This is a genomic window from Peribacillus cavernae, from assembly GCF_003989135.1.
Classification (GTDB): domain Bacteria; phylum Bacillota; class Bacilli; order Bacillales; family DSM-1321; genus Peribacillus; species Peribacillus cavernae.
In genome coordinates this window covers 25980-35116 of the sequence record NZ_RYZZ01000055.1, presented here as the reverse complement: position 1 = coordinate 35116, position 9137 = coordinate 25980, and the positions used below count along the sequence as shown (strand labels likewise).

Annotated in this window: 14 protein-coding genes and 1 tRNA gene; 3 read left to right on the top strand and 12 right to left on the bottom strand. The window is 38.5% G+C overall.

The window, feature by feature from the left end; translation table 11 throughout:
- On the bottom strand, positions 1–230 hold a 230-nt coding region (locus ELQ35_RS22165; protein WP_143253479.1), incomplete at its 3' end, for a transposase family protein.
- A 210-nt stretch (positions 231–440) separates the two neighbouring features.
- Between ELQ35_RS22165 and ELQ35_RS22160 the strand changes: the two genes are divergently transcribed.
- Together ELQ35_RS22160 and ELQ35_RS22155 are read left to right on the top strand one after the other, a co-directional pair.
- Positions 441–638, top strand: a complete 198-nt coding sequence (locus ELQ35_RS22160) for a hypothetical protein (protein ID WP_126867345.1) — start codon at positions 441–443, stop codon at positions 636–638.
- The gene (locus tag ELQ35_RS22155; RefSeq protein ID WP_126867344.1) at positions 625–873 is read left to right on the top strand and encodes a hypothetical protein; all 249 of its coding nucleotides are present in this window, start codon (positions 625–627) and stop codon (positions 871–873) included. Before ELQ35_RS22160 ends, ELQ35_RS22155 begins: the two co-directional genes overlap by 14 nt.
- Here the strand turns inward: ELQ35_RS22155 and ELQ35_RS22150 are convergent.
- The 11 genes from ELQ35_RS22150 to ELQ35_RS22105 form a co-directional block, all read right to left on the bottom strand.
- On the bottom strand, positions 853–2280 hold the full coding sequence (locus ELQ35_RS22150; RefSeq protein WP_126867343.1) for an SIR2 family protein: 1428 nt from the start codon (positions 2278–2280) through the stop codon (positions 853–855). The two genes, ELQ35_RS22155 and ELQ35_RS22150, sit on opposite strands and share 21 nt — an antisense overlap.
- A 117-nt stretch (positions 2281–2397) precedes the next feature.
- Positions 2398–2919: a hypothetical protein gene (locus ELQ35_RS22145; protein ID WP_126867342.1), complete on the bottom strand. Its 522-nt coding sequence runs from the start codon at positions 2917–2919 to the stop codon at positions 2398–2400.
- 104 nt (positions 2920–3023) lie between these two features.
- A complete protein-coding gene (locus tag ELQ35_RS22140; RefSeq protein WP_307365974.1) occupies positions 3024–3635 on the bottom strand; it encodes a tyrosine-type recombinase/integrase in 612 nt (203 codons plus the stop codon).
- Positions 3636–3697: 62 nt separating this feature from the next.
- Complete coding sequence (locus ELQ35_RS23600) at positions 3698–3988, bottom strand: hypothetical protein (RefSeq protein ID WP_307365971.1); 291 nt, start codon at positions 3986–3988, stop codon at positions 3698–3700.
- Between the two features lie 144 nt (positions 3989–4132).
- A tRNA-Arg gene (locus tag ELQ35_RS22135) sits at positions 4133–4209 on the bottom strand.
- A 134-nt stretch (positions 4210–4343) separates the two neighbouring features.
- Positions 4344–4856: a metallophosphoesterase gene (locus ELQ35_RS22130; protein WP_126867341.1), complete on the bottom strand. Its 513-nt coding sequence runs from the start codon at positions 4854–4856 to the stop codon at positions 4344–4346.
- Positions 4853–5467 carry an XTP/dITP diphosphatase gene (locus ELQ35_RS22125; protein WP_126867346.1) on the bottom strand — a complete coding sequence of 205 codons (615 nt, stop codon included), beginning with the start codon at positions 5465–5467 and terminating at the stop codon, positions 4853–4855. The genes ELQ35_RS22130 and ELQ35_RS22125 overlap by 4 nt, the downstream gene beginning before the upstream one ends.
- A 191-nt stretch (positions 5468–5658) precedes the next feature.
- Complete coding sequence (locus ELQ35_RS22120) at positions 5659–6726, bottom strand: GerMN domain-containing protein (protein ID WP_126867340.1); 1068 nt, start codon at positions 6724–6726, stop codon at positions 5659–5661.
- 98 nt (positions 6727–6824) lie between these two features.
- Complete coding sequence (gene racE / locus ELQ35_RS22115) at positions 6825–7625, bottom strand: glutamate racemase (protein WP_126867339.1); 801 nt, start codon at positions 7623–7625, stop codon at positions 6825–6827.
- 10 nt (positions 7626–7635) lie between these two features.
- Positions 7636–8079: a MarR family winged helix-turn-helix transcriptional regulator gene (locus ELQ35_RS22110; RefSeq protein ID WP_126867338.1), complete on the bottom strand. Its 444-nt coding sequence runs from the start codon at positions 8077–8079 to the stop codon at positions 7636–7638.
- A gap of 436 nt (positions 8080–8515) precedes the next feature.
- Complete coding sequence (locus tag ELQ35_RS22105; RefSeq protein ID WP_126867337.1) at positions 8516–8740, bottom strand: helix-turn-helix domain-containing protein; 225 nt, start codon at positions 8738–8740, stop codon at positions 8516–8518.
- A 192-nt stretch (positions 8741–8932) separates the two neighbouring features.
- On the opposite strand from ELQ35_RS22105, the gene ELQ35_RS22100 reads away from it, so the two are divergent.
- A complete protein-coding gene (locus ELQ35_RS22100) occupies positions 8933–9112 on the top strand; it encodes an H-type small acid-soluble spore protein (RefSeq protein WP_126867336.1) in 180 nt (59 codons plus the stop codon).
- Positions 9113–9137 lie beyond the last annotated feature (25 nt).

The window sequence follows — 9137 nt, the reverse complement described above, 5'->3', positions numbered from 1 at the left end:
TTCTGGCATCGATATCTGTTCACATAAAGATTTACATATAAAGGTTTATTAAGTATAGGTAAATCCCTTACTTTTCGTGTCCTTTTGTCATGGACAACCGAAGAGTGAAAACCACAATAGATACAGCGTTCCTCTTCAGCTTTTTTCTCCACATGAACAAAATAATGAGTAAGGAAAATTTCTTGATTGACAACTTCAAATTCTGGCAATTCTAGTAACACAGAAAACACGTGAAAACCTCCTAATGTTTGTTTGGTTACCTAACATTATTGCCAGGAATTCAAAAGTGTTTTCCTTTCTGGACGCACTGAACACGATTGCTTTCGAGTTAAAGCGGAGTAATGACATTACTGAAGGAAAACATTTAAAACGGATTGCAGACGAAATAGCGGAGTATGAGCCTAAACTTGCTATGATACTTGATGTGTTGGTGAAGTAGCATGAATGAAAAGAAACCTTTGAAACTCGTATACAAAAAGACGTTAGCAATAAATTTAGTTAAAATGGGGCATGACATTGAATACACTGCTAGAAACAAGAACAATCCGAGGTATCAGGTCTTTTTCTTCATTGATTCCCCAAAACTCAGGAGAGAAATTGCCAAAATAAACGGACAAGATTACGATGAAGGTTTTTAAAAACATCATTTTAACAATATGGCTAATAGGAATGTTAGCTCTGTATATTCATTTATTTTGGAATGCAATCTTTCCCTATGACGAAGAAGAGCACCAACGAGAAGAGTTTGCAGAGGAAAGAGCTGAAATCAGAGCTAAGGCAATAAAGGAATTGCAAATTGAACATATGAGGGAAACCAATAACCGCCAGTATTTCGTTACTGGCGATTTTATTTTATTCTTCAGGTGGGTATGATATTTCCCTACCATCAATATTGATAACATATGGTTCCATTTCTTTAACCTTTTTAAGTAATGAAACCATTTCTAATGAAAATCGACTAACACCTCTCATGTAAACATGATAAGCATTGTTGCTACTTCTCAAATTAATTCCTGTTTGTCTATACACACTATTAATTAAATCGTAAGCGTATGACCAGTATTTTCGTTCCCCATCATATACTCTTTCACAAAGTTCAGTAGCAGTAAGTGTGAACTGTAAGGCAAGTTGATTAGGGTCATTAATATGTGCAAAAGTAACAAGAGTTCTCGTAGCAGCTTGTTCATCTTCAGCAGAAGGCAAGGTAAATGTGCTTAACAAACTTTCTCTGTCTGTCAGGTATCGTAAGCTTGCAATATCAACTTCAAGATTGGTAATAGTATCGCTCTTTACTACGTTGTAAACTGTTTCTTCAATTTGCTTTAGGAACTCTATATCAACTGAATCTTGATACAAAGCTTCGTATAGCTTATCGTATGTGTGCAATTTTATATAATTAACTCTTACTGATTCTCCATTGCCGACTGGGATTGACTTTTCTCTTGGTGGTGTGGAATCAGGGTTAGTTGGTTCCCTACTCCAGTCAATGAACCACATATTATCAATCATTGGTTCTACTTCAGCATCAATAATTTGTTTAACATTGTACAAGATAGATTTAATATTTTCGTCACTCAAGCTGTAACCGATGAAAATTATTGGATGTTCCATAAAATATGTAAATAACTTAGCAATTAAATAAATTTGCTTTTTAAAGAAGTTATCATAATCTTCCTGCTCAATTACAATACTATCACAATCTTCAACTGAGCCATGAATTTTTAAAATATGCCCAATATTAGTTGATTTCTTTTGACGGATAACCTGTTGTCCAACTATTGCTTCATATTTAGGAAACAGCATTTCCAATAAATTATCATAGTTGGTAGTTATAATAGCCTGTGGGTTTAGTTTCTTTATCAATTCAATTTCGTCATGTAATTCATGTGTTTCAGCAACGAATTGTTCCATAAGGTCTATTAGTATACTTGCAATTTTATATTTCAGGTGAATACTTCGTGAAGCAGATTCAAAAAGAAAAGGAGGAAACTTCTCTTCATCACCATGATTTTTCCAGGCATATGTACGATAATAATCAACTAATTCAGAAGCTATTTTTGCATAGTCCCCATTGTGCTCCTGAATGAAATATTGCATTGGCATACCAATTTCAGGGTTATCTTCAACTAGTTGTTTCAGTAAGCCAAACCAAGTTGGAGAATTTATATACCTCTGGGAAAAGCCAGAACCAATGAAAAAAATTGGCCTACTTTTCATATCAGCAATATATTGTTTTAAGTATTCTAGCGAACTATTTAAATATGAATCGTAGTTTGACAAAGCTTTATCCTCCCATTTTGGTAATAATTCCATTTTATCATTAATACGGCTTTTGTACTATATATTCTGGAAACAATTTGTTAAATACTGTCGAACTGAGAATATTTATAACTTCACTCAGCTTGCTCTTTTCTTCAAAGATTTTCTGTAATCATTCATTTCCTTTTCAACTTCTTTAAGTTGTTTCAAATTATCCGAGAAATTTGAAATTTGTATTTCACTACCAGACTTTTTATATAATGCTGTCTGGAACAAAATAAACTCCAAATAATGATTTAATGCCATAAATTTACTTTCTGCTGTATATGATAATTCGCTAGCATTCAATTTTTTCATCTCTTCAAACATATCAACATTTGTATCAACAAGGTTTTTAAAGTTTTCAATGTTTCCTTCATCTAGATGTTTCTTCATTAAATCAAGGTTTTTCATTATAGGACTTAATAATAACTGATACTTTTCACCAAATTTCATAAATGTTTCAAACTCGTTTTCTGCTTCTTTTTTTCGAGATAGCTTAACTTGATGTTTATAAATAAATACAGTCAGTAAACCAGCAACTAAAGTACCAGCAAAAGACCCTATAGCGCCAATCCAAGCATCCACTGTTTGTTCATTAAAAAGCATCCTCATTCCCAATAACATCCTCCCAAAATTAATTAAAATTGTCAATTATACATTATTTTAAGTATGTTCACGTAAAAAAACACAGCCATAAATTGCACTGTGTCCGTTTTAAATGGTTATAGGAAGTCTCTTAAGTTTTCTGCTACTTCATCAACTTCGAGGTCAAGATATTGCGTAGTAACCGCTAGATTGGAATGTCCTAACGCTTTACTAATCAATGCAATATTAGCGCCTTTGTCGAATAAACTCTTGGCATATGCACGTCTAATGGCGTGAGCATTGATGTTCGGTAAGTCATACCGCTTAGCATATTTACTCAATTGCTTAGAGATGGCATTATTCGTTGATTTGGTATTAATCGTTGTGCCACGTTGAGTAATGAAAAGGAAATCGTTGTCTTGTTTGTAATATGTTCGGATTTTTTCGTTCTGGTCGATGAGTACCCTATACAGTTCAATCAATTGGTCGTCCAAAGGCAATTTCAAATTTTTATGATTTTTCATAATCGAACCTTCAAGGTTTAATGAGTTATTAGCAAAAATAATATGACTTTCACGAATTTGTCCGAGTGTATGAATACGAACACCTGTTTTATATAGTGTTAAAATCGCTACCGCATCTCGTAGACCGATAAATGTTGAAGTGTCTAGCAGTGATAGTAATACGTTTAAATCGTTTTGCTTGGCGCCTGGTTTGACTTTTTTATCGACCTTTATTTGTACTGTCAACCAAAATTTAGTCGACAGCCAACCGTTGTTATAACATTTGCTCAATACCGCCTTAAGACATTTCAATCGTGTACTTTTAGTTGAAGCAGATACTTCATTCCGTCTAACCACGAATAAATGGTATTGACTGTAATGTCTTCAAGGTATTCTGTGTTTGTCTCTTGGAGGAAATGATTGAATATCACATCATAATCCTTCAGTGTCCGTTCACGATAGCCATTTAATTTCATTTGGCGCTGAATCATTTCTAGTGCCTTTTCAGCAGACATTCCTTTTGAAATTTGCTGTTCCTGTTTTGGTTTCAATAATTCCGTTTTTATTGAAAAATCGAATATTCCTTTTTTCTTAGTCAAAACAAAAAACCTCCAAATAATGATATTTGGAAGTTGATTTTCTATGTAACGATTTTTTGAGGATTTTTCACTAAGGTTAGAATGCCGTTAGTTATCCCTAAAACCGTCAAACCGTTGTGGTTATTGAGTTTTTCAAAGTTTAAATGGCGTCCCAGGAGAGATTCGAACTCCCGACCGACGCCTTAGAAGGGCGTTGCTCTATCCAGCTGAGCTACTGGGACATGATAAAAGTTGGTTTATTTTGTTAATCCTTTTATCGAGGACATTTCTAATTATAGTGGTATATCATTTTGAAGTCAATATTTTTTTTAAAAAGACAGGAAGAACTTTCACTCCCTGTCTATTATACTAAACGTCATTGCAAATGGTAAGTCTGTGTCAAACTTTTTATCTCATTTCCTTCTAAATCGAAGAAGGTCACTTTCGTTTCCCCGGCCACATCTTCAAGAATCGTATAGGTTTTGTCATGGGTGCCTCTTGGCTGTCTGATGCTTCCGGGGTTAATAAAGATCTTGTCGTCCACGAGCTCCGAGCCCGCTATATGCGAATGTCCGAAGCAAACAATTTTGGCATTGCTTTCTTCACTTTTGTATCCGAGGTTCATTAAGGTCATTTTGACATTGTACAGGTGACCGTGTGTGATGAAAAAACGCAGCCCGTTGATTTCCTCGAACCGTTCATCGGGATACGTTTTATCATAATCACAATTTCCCCTTACTGCCAGAAAACCTTCCATCTCGGTGGTTGTCATTGGGAGCTCGGAATCGCCGCAGTGTATCATGGCTTCTACTTCATCCCGATGGCGCTCTTTAATCAGATTGATTTCATGAGTCAATCCGTGGCTGTCACTCATTATTAACACCTTCACCGATTTCCCTCTTCCCTCGCCAAGAATTGATCCAGTTTCCTTTCCAAGACTTTTAAAGCATTGGCCCTATGGCTGATTGCATTTTTTTCTTCGCTGTTCAATTCAGCCATCGTTTTGCCTTTTTCTTTCAGATAAAAAACCGGGTCATACCCGAATCCGTTTTCTCCTTCAGGCTTCCCAGCAATAAGGCCTTCTACGCTTCCTGAAACCGTAATTGTCTCCTGGTTCGGGGATGCCAGTGCCAGTGCACAATAAAACCGGGCTGTTCTTTCTGTTTCAGGGACTTCTTCCAGCTCGTCCAGAACCTTGGCTGTATTGGCAGCATCATTTTTTTTCTCGCCCGCATACCTGGCTGAGTAGACACCCGGCCTTCCGTCCAGCGCATCCACAATCAAACCGGAATCATCCGCAAGGACAAAGCGACCAAACTCTTTCGCTATCGCTTCGGCTTTTAAGATTGCATTTTCCTCAAAGGTCTCACCAGTCTCTTCCACATCAGTGGCACCCACAAAATCCAAGAGTGTTAACACTTCATACCCCTTAGGGTGAAATAAGCTTTCAAATTCCTTTGCTTTGCCTTTATTTTTCGTGGCTATGATCACTGTCTTCATTTCTTCTTCACCTTTCTGCAGCGGGGGCAATTTGTTGGCGATTGCTCCCAGGGAAGCCATTCAGCAGGCCATCTTGCGCACTCGCCAGCATTTGCTGCAACTCCTTATAGTATTGTACATACAAACACAAAGAAGGCAGCTTTAAGCATGCCTTCGAACTCAATCATATATAGTATATCAAAAAACATTTTTTAAAAACTACCGGTATTGACTTTTTCCGGACGCATAACAGGTTCGGAAAGCGGTTTTCCTTCATCGTTCAGCAGCTTGGCGCTTCCGTTCACCTGTAATTCCACGCTTTCAATTCCCTTTTGCTCCGTCAAAGACAGAACCAAAGCATCCAATGTACTTTTCGAGACCTTCTTCTCTTTAAAGCTTCCAAGAAGGGACTTATTGAAATTCAAAGTGACTTTTCCGTCTGCTAGTTTCGGTGCATCCAGCAATTTGACGTCAGGGACAAAACCAGACACCAAATTATACGTATAGGAAGGGCCTTCAATCAGTTCTTCAACCACAGCAGCGATATTATCCTCTTTCGTTTCACTTACACGCTTGGTCACCGGCACATAGTAGTAGCTGCCTGGTTCTCCGCCGACATAGTAAACTGTTAGCGGTTTCGTATTAGTAATATCGGCTACACCGCTTGTATCCAGATTGATGCCCTGGGCCCGCGACATCCCTTGTTCAATTGGCGTGCCATTCACCGGCATTTCTTTCAATTCATGCCCATTGATTTGCAATTTTACTGTTTTAACTGAATCAAATTGTGTCAGCGTCCAGGTAATAGCCTGAAGAATTTTTAATTCATCCTCTTTTTTGTAGCTTTCAAATTCAGAAGAGAAATCTGCAGTTGCTACACCTTTTGCAATATTTACATTCACCTCGGTATCCGCAGGCAGAACAGCCCGGAATCCGTTTGGCAGGATATTGCTTACCGGCCCGTTATCAACGAGATGTTCCAATGCCTGCTTGGCAACACCTTCTGAATTAGGAAGCTCAATGGTCTGGGGTACGACAAATCCATTTTTATCAATTAGGTATAGCTCGGTTTTAACTTTTTGCTGTTCGGTATCCTTGCTAGTTTCTTCTTGCTTGCTGGTTTTAGAATCCTCCATAGCTGAGCCATCATGATCATAAGATACCTCTTTAGGCGGATCAATTTTGTTTTGTTCGCCTCCCCCAAAGAGTCCGCAGCCGGACAATAAGACGGATGAGGCGAGGATCGTCGAGACAGCTGTTACTTTAGTAATTTTAGACATTCTAATCCCTCCCAGGACTGTTTGTACTACTATTTATACGAGCACTGGGTAAATTTAGACCGCTTTTTGGCAAAAAAAAAGACCTCCATAGGGAAGCCTCATTCATCGATTTTTATAGTTTGGACAGCAGATATCCTTTCACCAAGCCAAACGGAAGCAATCTGCTGGAAAATATCCTTAGAACCTGTGGTAAAAAATGTATGTTCCACCGTTTCATTGCTTGTATTCATTAAATCACTGTGATGCAGAATAACACTTGCTTCACGTGCGGTTTCTTCCCCTGACGAAATCACCTTGATGCCGCTCCCCATATAATTGCTGATTACCGTACCCAGCAGCGGATAATGGGTACAGCCAAGAATAAGTGTATCGATCCTCTTTTCTTTCAAAGGCTTAAGCGTTTCTGCTACAACCTTTTTCACGATCGGACCTTCAAATTCGCCGCTTTCTACAATTGGCACGAATTTCGGGCAGGCAAGGCTGTCAACCTTTGCCCTCTTGTTAATCGATTTCAGGGCCTGATCATAAGCCAGGCTTTTTACTGTTCCAACCGTGCCGATTACACCGATCTGTAAACTTTTGGACACTTTAAGCGCGGCTCTTGCTCCAGGGTGGATGACACCCAAGACCGGAATATCCAGTTCATTTTTAATCTCCTCCAGTACAGCGGCAGTGGCTGTATTGCAGGCAATAATCAGCATTTTTATATGATGTTGTAATAAGTATCTGGTCATCTGCCATGTGAATCTTTTCACTTCTTCTACCGGACGGGGACCATACGGGCAGCGTGCAGTGTCACCCATATACATAATAGTTTCATTAGGCAGCTGGCGGATTATTTCCTTCGCCACTGTCAGGCCCCCGACTCCGGAATCAATAATGCCAATTGGTTGCTTCAAAAATCTCGCCTCATTCTTCTCTCATTTCTTGATGTAATTTAATTAGGTTTTCATTGAGGGAAGCTATTTCAATGTTCGTAAAACTGCTCAGTATACCTGATAAGTAGTACTGCCGCTTTTTGATCACTTCATCGATAATCCGTTTGCCCTCTTCCAACAGGTGGATGCGGACGACCCTGCGATCTTTTTCGTCTTTCACCCGCATGACCAGCTCATTTTTTTCCATCCGGTCTATTAAATCCGTTGTTGTACTGAAAGCCAGGTACATTTTTGTGGAAAGTTCGCCAATCGTCATATCGCCATCCTCAAAAAGCCACTGAAGCGCCACAAATTGCGGAGGGGTAATTTTATAATTGCTTAAGATTTCTCTTCCCTTCTGCTTGATAAGGGAAGAGATGTATCGCAGTTCCTTTTCTATTTCTGCAACATGCTCCATATTTTTGCTTTCATTCATTCAAACACAGCTCCCCAAATAACATCATGAGTATTGTCTTTATCATTTTCTATTAAAGTCGGCGAAATTTCAAGATGTATTGATTCCCACTATTTCTGCCGCGTAAATCAGCTTTCTTGGCTGAATTAATTTCCGGCACCCTTATTTGGTTGAATTCTAGCTCCGTTTGGTTGAATTCCGCTGCAGTTCAGTTGAATTACCCTCAAAAATGGTTGAATTCATACGTAGTTCAGTTGAATCAATTTTAAAACGGTTATATTTATCCATAGTTTTTTCAGGCCCAAACAAAAAATAAAGCAGTAGCCTGTTGATGAATAAATGAGGCTATTGCAGCCTTTCATTTATCCATCTGCCAGGATTACTGCTCTCCACGTGGTGTCTTCCCTGTGATTCCTTCGCCTGAATTATTTGAACAATTGATGAAAGCGATTAACCATCAAAGCTCCAATTCGCCCATTCGAAGGAGTTCTATTACTGCTTGTGAACGGCCTTTAACTCCAAGCTTTTGCATCGCATTCGAAATATGGTTTCGAACTGTTTTTTCACTGATAAACAATTCTCCTGCGATTTCCTTCGTTGTTTTGTCCTGTACTAGCAACTCAAATACTTCTCTTTCTCTTTTGGTGAGTAATGGCTTATGAGTGAAATCGTTCTCCTTCAAGTATTGTAACCCTCCTTGCCTTCACCAGCATAAACCCGGAATGGGTGTCTATTTAGTCATCATATAGTATGTTGGGGAGGCCATGGGAGTGACTGTTTTCCATAGAGGAAATGCAATTTTTACATAGATATAAGTATAAAAAGCGTAAGTACTTACAAAACTAAACTGAATAATCTGAAGGAGTGAATTACAATGGATGCGATACGCGTAAAACAAATTCTTTCATCTTCTGCCGATATCCAGGTTCAGTATAATGGGGCTTCCGTCTGGATCAATGGCTTGAACGAGGATGGAAAAACAGCAACTGTTCATTTACGGGGTCCTTTAGAAGAGCGGTCCACCGTCGAAATTTCAGAGCTTACAGAAGCCTAACAAAAGAACTTTTACACCAATCAAA